The sequence below is a fragment of the Streptomyces bugieae genome (assembly GCF_036352915.1).
GTDB lineage: Bacteria > Actinomycetota > Actinomycetes > Streptomycetales > Streptomycetaceae > Streptomyces > Streptomyces endophytica.
Genome location: NZ_JAZBJP010000170.1, coordinates 1 through 444 on the forward strand (window position 1 = coordinate 1; position 444 = coordinate 444).

A 444-nucleotide genomic window follows, 5' to 3' on the forward strand; every position below is an offset into this window, starting at 1 on the left:
GTCGTCGTGGACGCCGTCCACCAGGCGCTCGCCCCGCACTGCACCGAGCTGACCGTCCCGCCCCGGCCGACACTGATCCGCACCGCCACCATGTGGCACCTGTCCACCACGGTGACCGGCACCCTCGCCTCCCCCGACACCTCGGCGCTGGAGCTGGCGACCGCGCTGCACCCGACGCCCGCCGTGTGCGGTACGCCGACGCAGACGGCCCGTCAGATCATCGCGGAGACCGAGCCGTTCGACCGCGGCTTCTTCACCGGTGTCGTCGGCTGGGGGAACGCCGACGGCGACGGCGAATGGGTCGTCACGATCCGCTGCGCCGAGGCCGAGGAGCGTACGCTGCGCCTCTACGCCGGAGCGGGCATCGTGGCCGCCTCCGAGCCCGAGGCGGAGACCGCCGAGACCGCGGCCAAGTTCCGCACCTTCCTGAGCGCCGTGGGAGCC

1 protein-coding gene is annotated in these 444 nt (G+C 73.6%); it reads left to right on the plus strand.

Translation table 11 applies throughout. The features are described 5' to 3' along the window. Window positions 1-444: chorismate-binding protein (locus V2J85_RS40725; RefSeq protein ID WP_330824406.1), on the plus strand; the 444-nt coding region annotated here is incomplete at both ends.